General features: G+C 67.3%; 19 protein-coding genes. 7 read left to right on the forward strand and 12 right to left on the reverse strand.

What is annotated here, in order from left to right:
• Nucleotides 1–37: 37 nt before the first annotated feature.
• The 6 genes from EDF58_RS22780 to rpe form a co-directional block, all read right to left on the reverse strand.
• Entirely contained in the window at nt 38–499 is a 462-nt protein-coding gene (locus tag EDF58_RS22780; RefSeq protein WP_132269729.1) for a transcriptional repressor, read from the reverse strand.
• A gap of 113 nt (nt 500–612) precedes the next feature.
• Nucleotides 613–762, reverse strand: coding sequence for a hypothetical protein (locus tag EDF58_RS25995; RefSeq protein ID WP_165921541.1), 150 nt, complete (start codon nt 760–762; stop codon nt 613–615).
• Nucleotides 763–915: 153 nt separating this feature from the next.
• The gene (locus EDF58_RS22785; protein WP_132269731.1) at nt 916–1,125 is read right to left on the reverse strand and encodes a hypothetical protein; all 210 of its coding nucleotides are present in this window, start codon (nt 1,123–1,125) and stop codon (nt 916–918) included.
• 41 nt (nt 1,126–1,166) lie between these two features.
• The gene (gene purH, locus EDF58_RS22790) at nt 1,167–2,759 is read right to left on the reverse strand and encodes a bifunctional phosphoribosylaminoimidazolecarboxamide formyltransferase/IMP cyclohydrolase (RefSeq protein ID WP_132269733.1); all 1,593 of its coding nucleotides are present in this window, start codon (nt 2,757–2,759) and stop codon (nt 1,167–1,169) included.
• A 125-nt stretch (nt 2,760–2,884) separates the two neighbouring features.
• Nucleotides 2,885–4,723 carry a heparinase II/III family protein gene (locus EDF58_RS22795; protein ID WP_347812907.1) on the reverse strand — a complete coding sequence of 613 codons (1,839 nt, stop codon included), beginning with the start codon at nt 4,721–4,723 and terminating at the stop codon, nt 2,885–2,887.
• Nucleotides 4,724–4,919: 196 nt separating this feature from the next.
• A complete protein-coding gene (rpe, locus tag EDF58_RS22800; protein WP_132269737.1) occupies nt 4,920–5,582 on the reverse strand; it encodes a ribulose-phosphate 3-epimerase in 663 nt (220 codons plus the stop codon).
• A gap of 265 nt (nt 5,583–5,847) precedes the next feature.
• Between rpe and EDF58_RS22805 the strand changes: the two genes are divergently transcribed.
• Nucleotides 5,848–6,345, forward strand: coding sequence for a DUF2141 domain-containing protein (locus EDF58_RS22805; protein WP_132269739.1), 498 nt, complete (start codon nt 5,848–5,850; stop codon nt 6,343–6,345).
• 55 nt (nt 6,346–6,400) lie between these two features.
• Here the strand turns inward: EDF58_RS22805 and EDF58_RS22810 are convergent, their stop codons facing one another.
• From EDF58_RS22810 to EDF58_RS22820, 3 genes are all read right to left on the reverse strand, one after another.
• A complete protein-coding gene (locus EDF58_RS22810) occupies nt 6,401–7,186 on the reverse strand; it encodes a nucleotidyltransferase family protein (RefSeq protein ID WP_132269741.1) in 786 nt (261 codons plus the stop codon).
• Entirely contained in the window at nt 7,183–8,097 is a 915-nt protein-coding gene (locus EDF58_RS22815) for a hypothetical protein (RefSeq protein WP_132269743.1), read from the reverse strand. Before EDF58_RS22815 ends, EDF58_RS22810 begins: the two co-directional genes overlap by 4 nt.
• A gap of 94 nt (nt 8,098–8,191) precedes the next feature.
• Nucleotides 8,192–9,235, reverse strand: a complete 1,044-nt coding sequence (locus tag EDF58_RS22820; protein WP_132269745.1) for a diacylglycerol kinase family protein — start codon at nt 9,233–9,235, stop codon at nt 8,192–8,194.
• A 171-nt stretch (nt 9,236–9,406) separates the two neighbouring features.
• On the opposite strand from EDF58_RS22820, the gene EDF58_RS22825 reads away from it, so the two are divergent.
• Nucleotides 9,407–10,543, forward strand: coding sequence for a CDP-alcohol phosphatidyltransferase family protein (locus EDF58_RS22825; protein WP_132269747.1), 1,137 nt, complete (start codon nt 9,407–9,409; stop codon nt 10,541–10,543).
• Between the two features lie 13 nt (nt 10,544–10,556).
• Nucleotides 10,557–11,012 (forward strand): HIT family protein, encoded by a 456-nt coding sequence (locus tag EDF58_RS22830; protein WP_243654454.1) that lies wholly within the window; start codon nt 10,557–10,559, stop codon nt 11,010–11,012.
• 53 nt (nt 11,013–11,065) lie between these two features.
• Here EDF58_RS22830 and EDF58_RS22835 read toward each other — a convergent pair whose 3' ends face one another.
• Nucleotides 11,066–11,821: a phosphocholine cytidylyltransferase family protein gene (locus EDF58_RS22835; RefSeq protein WP_132269749.1), complete on the reverse strand. Its 756-nt coding sequence runs from the start codon at nt 11,819–11,821 to the stop codon at nt 11,066–11,068.
• A gap of 180 nt (nt 11,822–12,001) precedes the next feature.
• Here EDF58_RS22835 and EDF58_RS22840 point away from each other — a divergent pair, with 180 nt between their 5' ends.
• Nucleotides 12,002–13,381 carry a lipopolysaccharide biosynthesis protein gene (locus EDF58_RS22840; protein ID WP_132269751.1) on the forward strand — a complete coding sequence of 460 codons (1,380 nt, stop codon included), beginning with the start codon at nt 12,002–12,004 and terminating at the stop codon, nt 13,379–13,381.
• 37 nt (nt 13,382–13,418) lie between these two features.
• A complete protein-coding gene (locus EDF58_RS22845; RefSeq protein WP_132269753.1) occupies nt 13,419–14,642 on the forward strand; it encodes a M20 family metallopeptidase in 1,224 nt (407 codons plus the stop codon).
• A 61-nt stretch (nt 14,643–14,703) separates the two neighbouring features.
• Here EDF58_RS22845 and EDF58_RS22850 read toward each other — a convergent pair whose 3' ends face one another.
• Nucleotides 14,704–14,994 carry a GNAT family N-acetyltransferase gene (locus EDF58_RS22850; protein ID WP_132269755.1) on the reverse strand — a complete coding sequence of 97 codons (291 nt, stop codon included), beginning with the start codon at nt 14,992–14,994 and terminating at the stop codon, nt 14,704–14,706.
• A 62-nt stretch (nt 14,995–15,056) separates the two neighbouring features.
• Here EDF58_RS22850 and EDF58_RS22855 point away from each other — a divergent pair, with 62 nt between their 5' ends.
• Together EDF58_RS22855 and EDF58_RS22860 are read left to right on the forward strand one after the other, a co-directional pair.
• Entirely contained in the window at nt 15,057–16,052 is a 996-nt protein-coding gene (locus EDF58_RS22855) for a beta-eliminating lyase-related protein (protein WP_132269757.1), read from the forward strand.
• Between the two features lie 29 nt (nt 16,053–16,081).
• Nucleotides 16,082–16,969: a DMT family transporter gene (locus EDF58_RS22860; protein WP_132269806.1), complete on the forward strand. Its 888-nt coding sequence runs from the start codon at nt 16,082–16,084 to the stop codon at nt 16,967–16,969.
• On the opposite strand, the gene EDF58_RS22865 is transcribed toward EDF58_RS22860, so the two are convergent.
• Nucleotides 16,879–17,739 carry an SDR family NAD(P)-dependent oxidoreductase gene (locus tag EDF58_RS22865; RefSeq protein WP_132269759.1) on the reverse strand — a complete coding sequence of 287 codons (861 nt, stop codon included), beginning with the start codon at nt 17,737–17,739 and terminating at the stop codon, nt 16,879–16,881. The genes EDF58_RS22860 and EDF58_RS22865 overlap by 91 nt on opposite strands.
• Nucleotides 17,740–17,815 lie beyond the last annotated feature (76 nt).

Here is a 17,815-nt window from a genome sequence, read left to right on the forward strand (position 1 = left end):
GGCCAGCGTCAGCGGCCTGTTCGCAGGCCCTGCCGACCTAGCTGCAGGTCGCGCAGGTTCCGCGCAGTTCGACCACCGGGCGCACCCCGGCGAAACCGGCCTGCCTGGCGGCGGCGATGAGGGCGCCGGTCAGCTTGTCGTCGTCGATATGGACGGCTTGGCCGCAGACATCGCAGATCAGGAAGATGCAGTCGTGCTGGCAGCCGGGATGGCTGTTGGCGAGGTAGGCGTTGGCGCTCTCGACCCGGCGGGCGAGATTGGTACGCACGAAGAGGTCGAGAATGCGATAGACGCTGTTCGGCGCCACGCGCTTGCCGCGCAGGGCCGAGACGCTTTCGGCCAGGTCATAGGCTGAAGCCGGACGTTCGCGTTCCGCCAGAGCGCCGAAGACGTCGGCGCGCATCTCGGTCCACTGTTCGCCGGCATCGAGAAGGGCGGCGCGGGCAGCCTCTACAAGGCCTTCGCCGGAATGTTCGTGATGATGATGCGCATTAGCCATGCCGCCCATATGGGCATTGGCAGGGCTGCGTGCAATTGAAAGCTGGAGGGGCGCCCAGGACGGCGCCGGATCAGGCCGCGGGGTCCGATAGACCCCGGATCAGCCTGCCTGGATCAGTTTACTTGCGCAGCCGCTTCGGCGGGGGGCACGAGGCCGTTGCCGATCGAGTGAGTTCCGATGCCCATCACGCCCAGCACCAGCAGCGTCCCACCGGCGAAGCCGAGGGCGAAGAAGCGGTAGAAGTCGGCCTTGAAGAGTCCCATGACGAAAATCAGCTCATATTGATGATGTACGATTGCGTGCCGCTCACTTGGAGCGAATCGCCTTGACGTCCAGTGAATGGCGACGAGCCGCGCCCCATTCTGCGATGAACCGTTGATCGCACGGGGTGGACGGGGGGAACCGTCACAATCTCGTCAAGGGATCGTGCGCGCGATCACTGCCGAAGCGACGGAGACCACAACCAGCCCGGCCACGGGCAGCGCGGCACAACCGAACGGCAGTGCCAGCGCGCCGATGACCTGGTGGGGCTTGCGGATGCGGCCGAGGCGCACGAGCACGGCCGCCGTGGCCAGCCCGATCAGGAAGGCGAGGGTGACCAGCGGTCCAAGCCACATCACCCACATATTCGCCTCCTGGATCGAATCTGGCCCTGAAATATCGAACCTCAGTGCTTGAAGTGGCGCATGCCGGTGAAGACCATGGCCAGGCCCGCCTCATCGGCAGCGGCGATGACTTCCTCGTCACGGATCGAGCCGCCCGGCTGGATCACAGCCGTAGCGCCCGCTTCGGCAGCGGCCAGCAGGCCGTCGGCGAAGGGGAAGAACGCGTCCGAAGCGACGGCAGAGCCGACCGTGCGGGCCTGAGCCCAGCCGAACTTCTCGGCGGCCTCGGCCGCCTTCATCGCGGCGATGCGCGAGGAATCGCGGCGGTTCATCTGGCCCGCGCCGATGCCGGCAGTGACGCCGTCCTTGGCATAGACGATCGCGTTCGACTTGACGTGGCGGGCCACGGTCCAGGCGAACAGGCAGTCCTTCAGTTCCTGCTCGGTCGGCGCGCGCTTGGTCACGACCTTCAGATCGCTCACGCCGATGGCGCCGGCATCGCGGCCCTGCACCAGCAGGCCGCCGGTGATCGGCTTGACGCTCAGGCCGGGGCGGCGCGGATCGGGCAGGCCGCCGGTCAGCAGCAGGCGCAGGTTCTTCTTCTTGGCGAAGAAGGCCCGTGCTTCCTCGTCGGCGTCGGGGGCGACGACCACTTCGGTGAAGATCTGGCAGATCGCTTCGGCCGTCGGACCGTCGAGCGTGGTGTTCACCGCAACGATGCCACCGAAGGCCGAAACGTCGTCACAGGCGAGCGCGCCCTGCCAGGCTTCGAGCAGGCTGGAACCCTGCGCCACACCGCAAGGGTTGGCGTGCTTGACGATGATCACGGCCGGGTCCTGGCTCTTGAACTCGGCTGCGAGTTCGAAGGCGGCATCGGCGTCGTTGTAGTTGTTGTAGGACAGTTCCTTGCCCTGAACCTGCTCGCCCTGGGCCAGGCCCTTGGTGAACGGGCCGACCGGCGTGTAGAGCGCGGCTTTCTGGTGCGGGTTCTCGCCATAGCGCAGCGTGGTGGCCAGGCGGCCGTTGACGCTCAGCATCTCGGGGAACTCAAGACCCTGGTCGGTGAAGGCGAACCACTGCGAGATCATCGAATCGTAAGCGGCGGTCTGCGCGAAGGCGCGCGCGGCCAGCAGCTTGCGGAAGGCCAGGGTGGTGCCGCCGTCGGTGGTCTCCAGTTCAGAGATCAGGCCCGCATAGTCCTTCGGATCGGTGACGATGGCGACGAAGGCGTGGTTCTTCGCGGCCGAACGCACCATCGATGGGCCGCCGATGTCGATGTTCTCGATCACCTCGTCACGGTCGGCGCCCTTGGCGACGGTGGCTTCGAAGGGATAGAGGTTGACGACCACCAGGTCGATCGCGCCGATTTCGTGATCGGCCATGGCCTTGGCATGTTCCGGATTGTCGCGCACCGCCAGCAGGCCGCCGTGGACCTTGGGGTGCAGCGTCTTGACCCGGCCGTCCATCATCTCGGGGAAATCGGTGATTTCCGAAATGTCCTTCACCGCGAGGCCGGCATCGCGCAGCGCCTTGGCGGTGCCGCCGGTCGAAACCAGTTCCACGCCGCGGGCGGACAGCGCCTTGCCGAGATCGGCGAGGCCGGTCTTGTCGGAAACCGACAGCAATGCGCGGCGGATCTGGACGGTATCGGTCATGCGGATGGCCTCGTTCTGGAACTAGCGGAGAGGGATTTTCCGCACCCTCTAGGTCGGCAGCGCCCGGGTCGCAAGAGGGGCCGCTAGCTCAGGGTGCCACAAGCCGTGGGGCCGGTCGCGGCATTTCACCCCATTTTCTTGATTAACCAACCGAAATTCCCGCCTCCGCGCGAGACGAGACCCTGGATCACCAGCTGCTGCGTCGCCTGGGGACGGCCCTGGCCGTCGACCCAGAGCGAATCTTCCAGGATCACTTCGCCGGCACTGCTGCGGAACTGCCAGAGACTGCCGTCGGGCAGGGCCATGCCGGCGCCCTGGCCGTCCTCGGTGAGGGCGACTTCGACTTCCGGGCCGAGGTGGAAGCGAATGGCGAAGCCCACTTTGCCGCGCTGGGCCTTGCGGCCCGCGGGGATCAGCACGTCCTCGCCGCGCAGTTCGCTGCCGTCGTCGCGCAGGATCAGGATGCGGCGGTGCGTGAGGGCGTAGCGCGCCTCGTAGCCGTTGTGGCTCGCCTCGATGCGGGTGGCGTTGCCGCCGTTTTCCTGCGTCAGCGTCTTGCGATCGATATCGACCTCGCTGACGCCGCCGCCGATGGCTCCGTTGATGAGGACGGCGGTGGAATTGGCATCGTCCAGCGTCAGCGTCGAATGGGCGGCGGTCGCGCGCAGGCCTTGTTCCAAGCGCACCGGCACCAGCCCGCCGCCGCTGGCCGCGCCGCCGCAGTTGACGATCAGGCGGTGGCCCGCGTGGGACATCTCGAAGGCCAGCGTGGAAGCGCAGCCGTAGCGGGCATGGGCGGGCAGCGGCGGCGGCGCAGTGTCGAACTGGAGGATCGACTTGTGCGCCAGCACGCGCTGATAGCCCCATTGGCGCACGTCGCGCAGCGGGCGGGTACGCACGCCGGTCGCCTTGACGAGAGCGTTGACGTCCTCTCCGTCGATCGCCCAGCCGCCCTGCCACGAACCCAGCGAACCGTCGCCGTGAGTCAGCGCCAGGAGCGGCGGAATGAGCAGTTCGATCACCCGCTCGACCGCCTTGGGCGCGTCGCGGCGGGTGGCGTGATAGCAGTTGCGCAGCCGCACCAGGAGGGCGATCGCTTCCATCTGCGCTAGCGGGCTGCGCGAGAGCACGCCGCCGTCGTCGCCGATCAGTTCGCCCAGGGCCTTGATCAGCCCCGCCTCGCCGTAGAGGCGGCGCGGGCGACCTTCGGGCAGCAGCAGGCCGGCAGCGACGATGGCGCTCCACCCGGCGACTTCGGCGATCCCGTCTTCCGCCCGGCCGACATGACGGTCCAGCCAGCGCGCGGTCTCGGAAATGTGCGCTAAAGTACGGTTGCGCAGGGTCTTCTCGCCCGAGAGGATCAGCGGGGCATGGGCCAGCCAGTTCATCAGCCGCGCGCCGGTGTTGCCTACGTCCCAGGCCGGACCCTTGCCCGGCTTGGCCGGCGGCTTGGGATTGGCCTGGAGCCACGCGGTGAGAATGCGCTCGGCAACCGCGGTACCTTGCTCGCGCGGGGCGCAGGCCTCCAGGTCGGTGAGCCAGGAGAAGCTGTGGACCACGCGCTCCAGCGGCGGCGTCACGCGCGACGGGCCGGCAAAATCGACTTGGGCCACGGGCGTGCGGGCGCCGTGGATCAGGAAATGTCCCGCGCGCAGGGCGGTTCCGGCGGCGGCATTGCCCGGAAGCGTGTTGCTGACCGTGGCGAGCAGCCGGGTGCGGGCCTTCTTGCCCATCGGCGCCGAGAGCATGGTGCCGGGAATGCCCAGGCGATAGGCGAAGCGGATCAGCCGCTCGCCCGGCCCGACCGAAGGCGGCGAGAAATCGGCCAGGGCCAGCGCCCGGCCGCCCTCGATCTGCGCGACTTCCACCTGGACTTCCGCGCGGGGCGGCAGGAGGTCGGAATCGTGAAAGTCGTCGCCAGTGAAGGCGGTGATATCGGTGATGTCGGTTTCGGAACGTGTCACGGCCGGCGATCCGGTAACGCTTTGATTCAAGACACCCTCCTCGTTACCGCCCTGAGGCCCGCCCCCCGACTTGCCTGTGAGCCCGCCTGCAAGCATGTCGCCCGACTCATCGGCTGCCTCACTTCCCGGGGAAATGGCCCGGAGCCCGTCCGGGTTCCCGTTTCGGGGACGCGGAGGGGTGTCTAGCTTCACCGCCTCAATCGAGCCCCTTCAGGGTGCGGATGTTGGCGGCATATTGCGAAGGGCCGCCGCGGAACGTGGCCGAACCGGCGACGAGCACGTCGGCACCCGCCGAAACGCAGAGAGGTGCAGTCTTGGCATCGACACCGCCGTCCACTTCGAGGCGGATGTCGCGGCCCGACTTCTCGATCATCTTGCGCACGGCCTCGATCTTGCGAAGCTGGCTGGAGATGAAGCTCTGGCCGCCGAAGCCGGGGTTGACGCTCATGATCAGGACGAGGTCGATATCGTCGATCAGGTAGTCCAGCATCTTGGCCGGGGTGGCCGGGTTCAGCGAGATACCCGCCTTCTTGCCCAGGCCGCGGATCGTCTGCACCGTGCGGTGGACGTGAGGGCCGGCTTCGGGATGAACGGTGATGTAGTCCGCACCGGCCTCGGCGAAGGCTTCGAGATAGCTGTCCACCGGCGAAATCATCAGGTGCACGTCGAAGACCTTGGCGGAATGCGGGCGCAGCGCCTTCACCACGGCCGGGCCGATGGTGATGTTGGGTACGAAGTGGCCGTCCATGACGTCGACGTGGATCCAGTCGGCGCCGGCTTCGTCGATCGCGCGAACCTCTTCGCCCAGGCGGGCAAAGTCGGCGGAAAGGATGGAGGGCGAGATCAGCGGCGTGGTCATGGTTAAGAACGGTACTCCTCGATGCGAAGGATAGGCCACCATATCTGGGGGGTACAAGCGCGCCCGGCCCGTTTTCCACACGCCATATGGAGGAAGTTCCCTAAATCGACCGAGCGGACCGGGCTCCGCCCCTTGCAGCCGCTCCGGCGCGGTGCTTGTGGATCGCCAGTTCAGAGTGCATTCACGGCCTCGATGGCAGTGCGGCGCCAGACATTTCACGGGTTTGCTTCCCTGCAACCCTCGTGAACGAGTGACGGAACCGGAGATGAGATTGAAGTTCCCCAAGGCCCCCATCGCAGCTGCCGCCGGCCTGGCCGCGCTGGCCCTGTCGGCGCCGGCCGCGGCCCAGTATCGCGACGAAATCCGCAACGACATGAGCCAGTGCCGTTCCGGTGGCGGCCCCGCGATCATGGTTACGGTGGACGGCATCAAGTCGTCCCAGGGACGCCTGCGCGTCCAGTCCTACCGCGCCACCTCCGGCGAGTGGCTGGCGAAGGGCAAGTGGCTGAAGCGGATCGAAGTGGCCGCCAGGGCCGGGACCATGACGTTCTGCGTCCCCGTCCCGGCGCCGGGCACTTACGGCATCGCCGTGAGGCATGACGTCAACGGCAACGGCTCGACGGACATCAGCACTGACGGCGGCGCGATGTCGAACAACCCCTCGATCAATATCTTCAACCTCGGCAAGCCCAGCTACACCAAGGTCGGCGTGCCGGTGGGCAATGACGTGAAGTCGATCCGCATCCAGATGCGCTACATGTAACAGATTGGATGGAATGCCCCCTCGGGGGCATTTCGGCGCGTGCGTTGCCGCAGTCTCAGGATCCGGCGGCGGCTTCGCGGCGCTCGGCCAGGATGGCGCGTGCGTCCAGGAGGTCGGAGGGTTTGTCGACGTCGACCGCCGCCAATCCGTCGCGCGCGGCGACGAGGCGGGCCTTGAGGCCGATCCGGGTTCCCAGTCGTGCAAGCGCGGCCGCTAGGGTCAGGCGGCCGAGCACATAGCTTGCCAACATGCCGAGCCCGAGCCTGGCGGCGATGCGCCATGGGCGCTTGCGGTCCGCCTCCACCAGCTTCCACGTCTCGATCGCGGCTTCGGCGCGGGCCGTCTTCAGCAGGAACAGGTTGCAGCCCGACCAGTGGCCGTCGGCAAAGCGCAGATAAGTGCGGCGCGATCCCGGCATAGCCGCTTCGATCGCCTGCCGCCGCGCCAGCAGCACGGAAACGTCGGCTTCCTCGGGGGTGTCGAGCAGGAAATCCCGCACCCAGTCGCCGCGCAGCAGCGCATGGTCGGAGGTCGTGACGAGCATCGGCGCGCCGAGCCGGGCGAAGCCCGCGGCCACGCTGGCGCTGGGACCGGCGGCGGCGGGGATCGTCTCGCAGCCCAGCAGTTCCGCGAGCGCGATCACGGCGGGATCGTTGGCGACCACCGCCAGGCGCGCGATCCCGGCATCGCGCAGGGCTTGGACGACATGGGCCAGCATCGGCCGGCCTTCCAGCTCCACCAAGGCCTTGTGGCTCAGGCCTTCGGCCGCTGCGACCGGATCGGGTGCGCCGGGGCGGGAACCTGCGAGAATCAGCGCGGCGGGCAAGGGAGAGGGGGTCATGCCGGTTTGCGCTCCATGGCCTTGCGGGTGCGCCAGACGTGCCAGAGCACGCCGGGCGCGGAAAGCACCGGATGCCGCTCGCGCCAGGGCGTGATGGTGACCGGCACGCCGGTGTGGCGCTCGATCTTCCAGGCGGCATAGCGCGCGGCGCCTTCGAACGTGGTCGAGGCTTTCAGCAGGCGCAGGACGTTGTAGGGCTTGCCCAGCCGCTGGCGGCGCTTCCACCAGTCCAGCATCCGGGTGCGGTCGCGCTCGGAAAGTTCGGGGCGGAAGGCGCCGTTCGGCAGACGCTCGAAGGCGATGTCGTCGGCGGCAAGGGCCAGCGGCAGCAAGCCGTCGAAATGTTCGCGGTTGACGGAAAGGATCGTATCCTCGCGCCCTGCCTTCTCCACCCGGAACTCGGCGGCGTAAGTCGCGCGGAACAGGGCGCGCCAGTAGTCCTCCGCAGTGCCCGTCGCCGGCCCGAGCGCCACGGCCAGCCTGGCGGCGGTGCGGGCCGCGCCCGATACGGCGGCGGTTACGCGGCCGAGCGCGGCCTCGTCACGCTGCCAGGCGATGCCGCTCGGCTGGACGAAGCGGGCCCAGATGGTGGTGTCCAGCCGCTCGCCGGCCGCGGCGGCGCGGAACGTATCCAGCGCCATGGTCGCCACTTTCGCGCGCAAGGGCACGCCTTCGAAGGTCCATTCGTGATAGCTGACGCGCGGCCAGATCTTCTCCGCCTGGGGGCCTTCGGTGAGGACGTAGAAGTCCAGCACGCCTTCCAGCGATCCGGTGCGCAAGTTCGAGCCGTAGAACAGCACGGCCACGGCATTGCCGGCAGCCAGCGCAAGGCGTTCCGCGAAAGCACGGACTTCGGGCACCACGGCGCGCTGCAGCGCCTGGCCAATGCGCCCTTCCAGGTCTTGGGTCATGAAAGCATGCTCGGGCACCGGCGTGGTAAAAGCAAGCATGCCGGTGCCACAAACCTGGCCAAAAAGTGAGAGGAGAGGGGCCGGATCCGGCGGATCAGGGGACCACGAAAGTCAGCTGCGGCCCTTCCTCGAGCAGGTAGTCGCCCGCAGGGAAAACCTCGCCATCGAGAATGAACGAGCCACCGATTTCCAGGTCTACCGCGCTGGCGCAGACGCGGTGGGTGCCGCGGCGTTCCAGGAACTTGCCGGAAAGGCCAAAGAGGATCGCCGGCAGCAGGGCCATGACCCAGCGCACCGGCCAGTCGATGACGCCCAGCTTCATCCCCGGGGCGACATCGCGGCCGAAGGGACGCGCGCCGAGCGGGAACTTCTCGAAAGTGGTGGCGACGACCATGAAGCGTTCGTCCGCACGGCCCGGCCCGTCATAGGGCAGGTCGCGGCCGGTGTGGCGATCGACCAGGCGCGTCGGGGTGCAGGCGCGCCACGGATTGCCGTCGCGGCCGAACAGCGACTGGATGATGCTCCAGAGGATGCTGAGGCCCACGGCAAAGCTGTTGAAGGCGCCGCGGCGGTGCGCTTCCTGGCCGGCCTCGGTCGCCAGCGTGAATACGCCGGTGCCCAGGATAAAGCCCTGCATGCAGCCGCTGCTGCCGTCATTGGCGGAAATCCGCAAGGGACGGCGCGTGAGGGTATTGCCCTTGTGCGCGGCCGCCAGCGCCTCTGCCAGCGACCAGTGGGTCGGCAGGCCCAGGTCTACGCCCAGCGCGTTCGTCTTGCCCTTGGGCAGGATTATGAACGTGGGCCATTCGTCACCGAAGATGTCCGCGCCGCACGTCAGCACATCGCGAACGGTGCCATCGCCGCCGTCGACCACGAGATAGTCCACACCGCGACGGGCAAAGCCGTCAAGCACGCTGTAGAGTTCCGAGCGGGTGCGCGGGGTCTCGGTCAGGATGTTGGAGCAATCCTCCATCTCTGCCGCCCGGCCCTTGTTCCGGTGGCTACGAGGATTGCGAATGATGCCAACGAGAGGAACGGCGCGCCCACGACGCGCCACACGCGCAGGACCAGTGGCCTTGCGCTTGCCGTGCTCACCGAAGGTCGGCAGCGTTTCGAATTCGTAAATGGTTCCGTACACGGACCCTATGTAGGGATGCCGCAGACGAAAATCATCAGGAAACATTCACTGACACATTAAGGTTACAGTTGTATGGCGTTTTTACGCCACTTGCAAGACCGGCAAAATCTGCCGCGTTTTCCGCAAGCCCCGCCGTTGCGTCACTCGGTTCCACGGATTACGGCCGAAAACATGGTCACTCAGGACACTCCCCCCCACGCCGCAACCATCGGCGCGAACCCCGTCCAGCTCTGGGGTTTGACGATGGCCCAGCGCGTTGCACGCATCGCCCGGGCGAACGGCGCCTCCTTCGGCAAGGACGCCTCGTCCGGCCCTTCCATCCTGTCCAATGCCGCCTTTGCATGGGATCCGGCCTGGTTCAAATACGTCACAGCGCGGCCCGGCATGGTCCTGACGCTGGGCGGCATCCCCGCCCTGGCGCATGCGGCCGACGCCGGCCAGGCCGCGCGAATCACCGCCGCGATGGCCGCCGGAACGCCGCTCGCCGATACGGCGGGCCTCGATATCGTGACTTACGAAAGCGGGCCCACCATCGAGAACAAGACGCTCCGCAAGCGCGAGACGCCGTTCCTCATGGCGCTCACGCCCGAGACCGTCCGCACCATCGAGCGTGCCAGCTACTTCGGCGCCTACAAGGGCGTGACCGATGTGCTGACCAAGTACCTCTGGCCCGAATGGGCGCTGGTGCTGACGCGAATCTGCGCGAAATTGCACATCACCCCGAACATGGTGACGGCGGTGGGCGCGGCCTTCTGCGTGCTGGCCACGGTGCTCTTCGCTTACGGGCACTACTGGCTGGGCATGGCGCTGGGACTGGTGTTCATGGTGCTCGATACCGTGGACGGCAAGCTGGCGCGCTGCACAATCACGTCCTCGGAATGGGGCAATGTGGCCGACCACGGCATGGACCTCGTCCATCCGCCGTTCTGGTGGTGGTTCTGGGCGACGGGCCTGGCGACCTGGGGCCTGGCTTACGATGACGCGACGTTCTGGTGGGTGCAGGGCGCGATCCAGGGCGGCTACGTGGTGCAGCGCCTGATCGAGGGCGTGTTCATGCGTCAGAACGGCCTCATGCACATCCACGTATGGCGCAAGTTCGATAGCCAGTTCCGCCTGATTACCGCGCGCCGCAACCCGAACATGGTCATCCTGTTCGTGGCGATGCTGTTCGCGCGTCCCGACATCGGCCTGATCGCGGTGGCCTGGTGGACGGCGATTTCCTGCCTCATCCATGCCGTGCGGCTGGTCCAGGCATGGATCGTGCGGGCGCGAGGCGGTACGATCACCTCCTGGCTCTCGGACGCCTGAAGAAGGAACCGCCATGAACGCGATGCAGGGCAATGTCGCAGCCAATGCGACGATGGAAAAGTTCGGCTACCCGCATACCCTCGTCGCGGAATTCGCGCATTGGGTGGTGCTGGCCCGTCCGGCGCAGCCGACGCTGGGATCGTTGGTGCTGGCGGCGAAATCCGATGCCACCGCCTTTGGGGATCTTCCGGGAGAGGCGCATGCCGAACTCAAGGTCGCCACGGCCGCGATCGAAGCGGCCCTGCGGGAGGGGGTCGGCTATGCCCGGCTCAACTATCTCATGCTGATGATGGTGGATCCCCATGTCCACTTCCACGTCATCCCCCGCTACGAAGGCGCGCGCGAGTGGCAGGGCCGCGAGTTCGTGGACTGCGGCTGGCCGAAAGTGCCCGATCTCGGCCATGCCGTGGCGCTGGAGGGGGATGACCTTTCAGCGCTCGTGGACTGGCTGAAGGGGCACTTCGGCTGATCGACCGCAAAGCATCGTCCCGGACATGATCCGGGACGATCAAAACCCTCGGCTCACCAGGTATCGGTGAGCTTCGTGGCGATTTCGATGTCGTTGAGGAAATCGACTTCGGCCCAGTCGAGGCCCTCGATGGAGACGGTGCCGACCTTGCCGGTGGGCGCGATCGAATCGATCACCTTGAGATACCAGTGCTGGACGCCTTCGGGCGTGCGCATGGCCTGGCGCACGGTCTCGCGGAACAGGTCCGCCCCTTCGCCGCGGAAGGCGAGGAAGCCGATCGATTCGGAGTTGGACTGCCGGGCCGTCAGCGTCTTGCCGATATGCACGAGCCGGCCGTCCCCCTCGCGCTCCACTTTCATGTCGTCGCTGTCGTAGCCCTCGGCTTTCACGTCGACGGTGACGGTGATCGGCCAGGGCTTGCCGTTCGGATCGGTTGCGCCCTGCTGGACCTTGTTCACGATTTCCTCCGAAACGAGGGTATCGCCGTTCAGGATCAGGAAGTCGCCGCGCATGGCCTCGCGCGCGATCCAGCAGGAGCCGAGGTTGTCGGCCACCTTGAAGAAGGGGTTGAAACGAACCGTCACTTCCACGCGCGGATCGTCGATGCGGTTCAGATGCTCTTCCAGCATGTCGGTCATGAAGCCGGTGACGACGTCGATCCGCTTCACCCCGCCGCGCGCGAGCATTTCGATCTGCCATTCGATCAGCGACTTGCCGGTAAAGTCGATCATGCACTTGGGCCGCTCGGCGGTGAGGGGGAGCAGGCGCGAGCCCTGGCCGGCGCTGAGGAGGATGGCGTGTTCGATCATGGATTTTCGCGCTTCGTCAAAGGGGGGAGATGCCCCGCATCTAGGGATTGCCGGCCAAAAGGAAAAGATGCGGCGGGAAAGGCTTGAGCCGGGGTCGCGGGTATTAATTCATTCAGCATGGGGACATCCCTGATCGGCACAGCTTGCAAGTCCCTTCCCCCTCGTTCACATGCAGCCGCGATGTCCGCCAAATTTCACCGCCGTGAGAGCAAATCTCCGCTAGGGCGGATACTCCAGAACACTGCCTGGCTGCTGGGCGGCAAAGGTTTCGGCGCCGTTTGCGGCATTGCCTACCTCGCCATCCAGACCCGTTCGCTGGGCCTCAAGGATTTCGGCCACTTTTCGCTGATCTTCGGAACGGCGCAGGCGCTGATCGCGCTGGCCAGCTTCCAGACCTGGCGCGTCGTGGTGCGCTACGGCAGCGAGCACGTCCATGAAAAGGACTGGGGCAAGCTGGGCCGCCTGGGCATGCTCTGCGGCCTGCTGGATGCCGTGGGCGCGATCATCGGCTGCGGGCTGGCGGCGGTCCTGATCTACGGCTTCGCCCATATGCTGGAGCTGAACCCGCATTTCATCGACGTGGCCTTCTGGTTCTGCGTGGGTTCGCTCTGGGCGCTGGTCTCCGCGCCTACCGGCATCGTCCGCGCGCTCAACCGCTTCGACATGGCCGTCTATGTAGAGGCGATCGTGCCCAGCGGCCGGCTGGCGGCGTCGCTCGTCATCTGGATGACCGGCCCCAGCGTCGGCCGGTTCCTGTTCGCCTGGGCCGCGATCGATATTCTCGAAGCGCTGCTTTACTGGATCATGGCGCGCCGGCTCTGCCCGGAGGCCGTGAACCTTTCGAACTTGCGCAACTGGCGCAAGGCGATCGACGAGAATCCCGGCGTCACGCGCTTCTTCATGCAGACTTACGTTGCGTCCACGCTGGATGCGGCGATGAAGAACGGCCCGCTGCTGATCGTCGGCGCCTGGGTCGGCACCAAGGCGGCGGGTCTCTATCGCCTCGCCTCGCAGCTGTCGCAGGCGCTGAGCAAGCTGTCCTCGCTGCTGACGCGCTCGGTCTATGCCGAAGTGGCGCGCGCGCGCGTCTCCTCGGCCGCGGCGGAGTTCCGCAAGCTGGCGCTCCAGACCAGCAAGATCGCCGGCCTGGCCGGGATCGTGGTGGTCACGGTGGCGGTGCTGCTGGGCAAGCAGATGCTGGAAGTGATCGGCGGCGACGATTTCGAACAGGGCGCCGCGATCCTCGTGCCCCTGACGCTGGCGGCCAGTTTCGACCTTGCCAGTGTCGCCTTCGAACCGGTGCTCCATGCCACCGGCCGGGCGCGGCATTCGCTGGTGGCCCGCCTGATCGCGCTGATCGGCCTGGCCGTGGGGCTGGTGTTCCTGCTTCCCGTGGGGCCCAGCGGTGCGGCCTGGGCGGTCGCGGTGGGCGGCGCCGTGTCCTACATCGTCATGGGCCTTATGGCCTGGCGCACGCTCCAGCAGATCGACCGGAACGAGATCAGCATCATGCCCGATCCCGAGGGCGATCTGCCCGTGGCCGATTCGGCCGTGACCTGACGCTCGACAGGCGCGGCTGGAGGGGTATCATGCCCCGATGCTCTCTACCGCGAACACTCTGGCCAAGGAGGCTGCGGGCCTCGCCGATCGCATCGTCGCGCTGCGCCGCGCCATTCACGCCGAACCCGAGATCGGGCTGCACAACCCCAGGACGCGCGACAAGATCCGCGCGGCGCTGGCCCATCTCCCGCTCGAATGGCGCGAGGGACCCTCGACCACGGGCCTCGTCGCCACGCTGAAGGGCGGCGCGGGAAGCGGCGGCTGTGTGCTCCTGCGCGGCGATACCGATGCCTTGCCCATGCCCGAGGAAACCGGGCTGGACTTCGCCTCGACCGTGCCCGGCGTCATGCATGCCTGCGGGCACGACACTCATGTCGCCATGCTGGCGGGGGCGGCGGAAATCCTGGCCGCCCGCGCGGAAAGCCTGCCCGGCGAAGTGCGCTTCATGTTCCAGCCGGGGGAGGAAGGCCATCACGGCGCCCGCTTCATGCTGGAAGATGGGCTGCTGGGCGGCGAGGGGCAGGACCGGGCTCTGCCCGATGCCGCCTTCGCGCTCCACATCATGCCCAATGCCCCGCATGGCGTCATCGGCGGGCGCGCCGGACCGCTGATGGCGGCGGCCGACGAATTGCGCATCACCGTTACCGGGCGCGGCGGCCATGCCTCGATGCCGCACGACACGGCGGACCCCGTGCCCGTCGCCTGCGAAGTGGTCTCGGCGATCCAGACCATGGTGGCGCGGCGTTTCAGCGTGTTCGATCCGGTGGTGGTGACGATCGCCCGCATCGAGGCGGGCAGCGCCCACAACGTCATTCCCGACATCGCGCGGCTGACCGGCACGATGCGCACGCTCTCGCGTGAGAATCGCGCGCGGCTGAAGGACGAACTGCCGCGGCTGGTCGCGGGAATCGCCGGGGCGCATGGGCTGACCGGCGGCACGACGATCCTTGACGGCTTCCCGGTGACGATCTGCGATCCGCGCGCGGTGGCCCTGGGAGAGGCCGTGGCCCGGGACCTGTTCGGCAGCGAGGCGTTCCGGCGCCTGCCCGATCCGATCATGGGCGCGGAGGACTTCGCCTATGTGCTTGAAAAGGTGCCGGGCGCGATGTTCTTCCTGGGCGTTGCCCCGGAAGGCGCGGACTGGAAGCACTGCTGCGGCATCCATTCCACCCGCATGATGGTGGACGAAAGCGCCCTCCCGCGCGGTTCGGCCTTCCTGGCCGGCCTCGCGCAGGACTGGCTCGCGCGCGGCTTCAGCTAAGGCAGACGAGGCTCCTCGGCCGAGGCAGACGACGCCTTCGCCGAGGCATGCGCTCGGAGAATCAGGCCTTCACGTCTTCCCATTCGGGATGCCGCCGGAAGGCCGCGACCACGTAGCTGCACAAAGGGGCGATCTTGAAGTGGTTCTCCCGCGCGTCGGCGACCATCGCCTCGACCAGCCGTGCCGCCACGCCGCGATTGCCGATTTCCGAAGGAACGAAGGTGTGGTCGGCATAGTGGACGCCGTCGCGAGTCTGCCAGGTCAGCTGGCCGGTGGCGTCGCTGTCCGCAAGGTGCGCCTGGTATTCGCCGCCGGTTGCGGTCTCGTGCTTGGTGATGGTGACGCCTACCATGGACATGTCTCCTGAAAAGGTCCGCTTGACGGCGCGTGCGTCCGCTTACAGGGCATATGGTCATGAAATTCCTCTCCGACAACGCCGCAAGGGTCCACCCGAAGGTCTGGAAAGCCATGATGGCGGCAGACGCTCCCGATTCGCCTTACGACGGCGATGGGCTGAGCCAGGAGCTGGACGCGCGCTTTTCCGCGCTGTTCGGGCGTGACTGCGCGGCGCTCTGGGTGGCGACGGGAACGGCGGCGAACTGCCTGGCGCTCTCCGCCATGGTTGAGCCGCACGGCGCGGTGATCTGCCACCGCGAGGCCCATATCGAGATGGACGAGGGCGGCGCGCCCGGCTTCTATCTCCACGGCGCCAAGCTGCTGCTGGCCGGCGGAGAGGGCGCCAAGATCGCGCCCGATGCCATCGCCGAAGTGATCGACCCGATTCGCGACGGCGTGCACCAGGTGCAGCCCCATGCGATCTCGATCACCCAGGCCAGCGAATATGGCCGCGTCTACCGGCCGGACGAACTGGCGGCCCTTGCCGATTTCGCACGCGATCGAGGGCTGGGCCTGCACATGGACGGCGCCCGCTTCGCCAATGCCGCGGCGTTTCTCGGCGGCAGCGCGGAGACGACGGCGGGCGGCGTGGATGCGCTCAGCTTCGGCATGGTGAAGAACGGCGCCATGAGCGCGGAGGCTATCGTGTTCTTCGATCGCTCCATGGCGGAGAAAGTGCGCTTCCGCCGCAAGCGGGCAGGGCACCTGCAATCGAAGGGCCGCTATCTGGCGGCGCAGATCCTGGCCATGCTGGAAAGCGACCTCTGGCTGGACAATGCCCTCGCGGCCAATGCGGCTGCCGCCGAGATCGCCGTCGCCGCCGGGGCCCGCCTGCTGCATCCGGTGGAAGCCAACGAGATATTCCTGACGTCCACCGCGGCGGAGCGGCTGGCGCTGCGCGAACAGGGCTTCGCGTTCTACGACTGGGGCGATCACGCCGCCCGCCTCGTCACTGCCTGGGATTCGCGCGAAGACCATGTCGCGGCCCTCGCCCAAGCGATTGCCGGGCTGTGAGCGGCGCGGCCGAGCCTGTACCGGGCTTCATGAAGCCTGCCGTGGCGCTGCCGTTCCTGCTGGTCGCGCTGATCTGGGGATCCACCTGGTTCGTCATCACCGGGCAGATCGGGGAAGTGCCCGCCAGCTGGTCGGTTGCCTGGCGCTTCGTGTTGGCGACGCCGGCGATGTTCCTGGTGGCGGTGGTGATGAAGAAGAGCCTGAGGCTCGGCACCGCGGGCCAGTTGCTGGCTCTGGCCGTGGGCGTCGCGCAGTTCTGCGGTAACTACAACTTCGTCTACCGCGCCGAGATGCACCTCACTTCGGGTATCGTCGCGGTCATGATCGGGCTGCTGCTGGTGCCCAATGCGATCCTGGCGCGCCTCCTGCTGGGCCAGCCGATCACCTGGCGCTTTGCCATCGGCAGCGCGATCGCCATCGCCGGCCTGGCGCTGCTGCTGCTCCACGAAGCGCACGAGGCCCCGCTGGGCGGCAAGGTCCTGCTCGGCACCGTCTTCGCGCTGATCGCGATGATGTGCGCTTCGGTTTCGAACGTGATCCAGGCCAACGACACCGGCAAGGCGCTGCCGATGGTGAGCCTGCTGTCCTGGGCCATGCTCTACGGAACGCTGGCCGATGTCGCGATTGCCTGGGTTCTGGCCGGCCCGCCGGTGATCCCGGCCGATCCGAAATACTGGATGGGCACGGCCTATCTGGCCATTCTCGGTTCGGTGGTGACGTTCCCGCTCTATTACACGCTGATCCGCCAGCTGGGAGCGGGCAAGGCGGCCTACAACGGGGTGATGGTGATCATCATCGCCATGCTGATCTCGACCGCGTTCGAGGGTTATCGCTGGTCGCTGCTGGCGATTGCCGGGGCGGCGCTGGCGACGGTCGGGCTGGTCGTGGCACTGAGGGCACGCAGCCCTTCGCGGTAAGTGGGGAAGCGCAGGCGCCAGCCAAGCACGCGTTTCGCCTTGCCGTTGGCTATGCGGCGGTTCTCGGCATAGAAGCCCCGCGCCATGGCCGACAGCCGGGCTTCCTCCACCGATTGCATCGGCGGCAGCGGCTGGCGGAGCAGGCGGCAGGCTTCCTCCACCAGGCTATTCTGGCTGCACGGCAGGTCGTCGGCCAGATTGTAGGCCCCGGCCGGTCCTTCCAGGCCGGCGATCACGCCGGAAGCGATGTCTGCCACATGGACGCGGCTGAACACTTGCGCGGGCAGGGCGATCCGGTGCGCGCGGCCTTCGAGAACCCGGTCCAGTGCCGAGCGGCCCGGACCATATATGCCAGGCAATCGGTAGACCCGCGCGCCCAGTTTCAGCCATTCGCCGTCCGCCTCGGCCCTGGTGGTGCGCCGCCCCGTGCCGACCGGCGCGCTCTCGTCCGCCCAGGCGCCGCCGGTGTCGCCGTAGACCCCGGTCGAGGAAAGATAGGAGAGCGCCAGCCCCTTCAAGGCATCGCCGTAGCGCTCCAGCACGGGATCGAGCGGCTCGCCCCGGCCTTCCTTGCCGGGCGGAACGGAGGACAGCACATGATCGGCATCGGCCAGGGCCAGGCGCACATTGCCTTCGTCTTCGAAGGAGAGGGTACCTTCGCTGCCGGTGGAGATCACTTCCCAGCCGCGGGCCGAGGCCCGATCCGCGATCACCCGCGCGGTATAGCCCAGCCCGAAGATGAACAGTCGCTTCGGTATCGCGGCGGGCATCGGCGGGGCACTCCTCTTGATTCGCGTGTGAATTCGTCGCGCCATGACTGGCATTCGATGCACAAGGCTCTAGTTT

Origin of the sequence: Novosphingobium sp. PhB57 (assembly GCF_004342985.1) — a bacterium.
Taxonomy (GTDB): Bacteria; Pseudomonadota; Alphaproteobacteria; order Sphingomonadales; family Sphingomonadaceae; genus Novosphingobium.

Coding starts and splice junctions, on each gene's coding strand:
- EDF58_RS22780 (WP_132269729.1), bottom strand. CDS start 499: ATGGCTAATGCGCATCATCATCACGAACATTCCGGCGAAGGCCTTGTA.
- EDF58_RS25995 (WP_165921541.1), bottom strand. CDS start 762: ATGGGACTCTTCAAGGCCGACTTCTACCGCTTCTTCGCCCTCGGCTTC.
- EDF58_RS22785 (WP_132269731.1), bottom strand. CDS start 1,125: ATGTGGGTGATGTGGCTTGGACCGCTGGTCACCCTCGCCTTCCTGATC.
- purH (WP_132269733.1), bottom strand. CDS start 2,759: ATGACCGATACCGTCCAGATCCGCCGCGCATTGCTGTCGGTTTCCGAC.
- rpe (WP_132269737.1), bottom strand. CDS start 5,582: ATGACCACGCCGCTGATCTCGCCCTCCATCCTTTCCGCCGACTTTGCC.
- EDF58_RS22805 (WP_132269739.1), top strand. CDS start 5,848: ATGAGATTGAAGTTCCCCAAGGCCCCCATCGCAGCTGCCGCCGGCCTG.
- EDF58_RS22810 (WP_132269741.1), bottom strand. CDS start 7,186: ATGACCCCCTCTCCCTTGCCCGCCGCGCTGATTCTCGCAGGTTCCCGC.
- EDF58_RS22815 (WP_132269743.1), bottom strand. CDS start 8,097: ATGACCCAAGACCTGGAAGGGCGCATTGGCCAGGCGCTGCAGCGCGCC.
- EDF58_RS22825 (WP_132269747.1), top strand. CDS start 9,407: ATGGTCACTCAGGACACTCCCCCCCACGCCGCAACCATCGGCGCGAAC.
- EDF58_RS22830 (WP_243654454.1), top strand. CDS start 10,557: ATGAACGCGATGCAGGGCAATGTCGCAGCCAATGCGACGATGGAAAAG.
- EDF58_RS22835 (WP_132269749.1), bottom strand. CDS start 11,821: ATGATCGAACACGCCATCCTCCTCAGCGCCGGCCAGGGCTCGCGCCTG.
- EDF58_RS22840 (WP_132269751.1), top strand. CDS start 12,002: ATGTCCGCCAAATTTCACCGCCGTGAGAGCAAATCTCCGCTAGGGCGG.
- EDF58_RS22845 (WP_132269753.1), top strand. CDS start 13,419: ATGCTCTCTACCGCGAACACTCTGGCCAAGGAGGCTGCGGGCCTCGCC.
- EDF58_RS22850 (WP_132269755.1), bottom strand. CDS start 14,994: ATGGTAGGCGTCACCATCACCAAGCACGAGACCGCAACCGGCGGCGAA.
- EDF58_RS22855 (WP_132269757.1), top strand. CDS start 15,057: ATGAAATTCCTCTCCGACAACGCCGCAAGGGTCCACCCGAAGGTCTGG.
- EDF58_RS22860 (WP_132269806.1), top strand. CDS start 16,082: ATGAAGCCTGCCGTGGCGCTGCCGTTCCTGCTGGTCGCGCTGATCTGG.
- EDF58_RS22865 (WP_132269759.1), bottom strand. CDS start 17,739: ATGCCCGCCGCGATACCGAAGCGACTGTTCATCTTCGGGCTGGGCTAT.